Annotated in this window: 1 protein-coding gene; it reads right to left on the bottom strand. The window is 47.8% G+C overall.

Annotated elements, in window-relative coordinates:
* Positions 1 to 278, bottom strand: a 278-nt coding sequence (locus AAEY83_RS14515; RefSeq protein WP_351059959.1) for a bifunctional ornithine acetyltransferase/N-acetylglutamate synthase, incomplete at both ends; no start/stop codon positions are given.

Raw genomic sequence — 278 nt, 5'->3', positions numbered from 1 at the left:
AGGTTAGCCAATGCATTATCCAAACCTGCGATGACCGCATCACTATTTAACGGTTCACCAATCACGCCGGTAGAGAATGGCAATATCGTATTGGTATCTACACCGGCCTTTTCAGCCAACGCTGTACAGATATCAAGGGCACGGCGTTTACCATCAGCGCCCGTACCTGCATTTGCGTTACCAGTATTAGTGACTAAATAGCGTGGGCTAACTTTAGCAAAGTGCTCACGCAATACTCGCACTGGCGCTGCACAAAAGGTGTTTTTAGTGGTGACAAC

The organism is Psychrobacter sp. TB20-MNA-CIBAN-0197 (assembly GCF_040309765.1).
In the GTDB taxonomy this organism is placed as follows: Bacteria; Pseudomonadota; Gammaproteobacteria; order Pseudomonadales; family Moraxellaceae; genus Psychrobacter; species Psychrobacter submarinus.
Note: the sequence above shows the minus strand (reverse complement) of the source record. Positions and strands in the feature narration are given on the sequence as shown.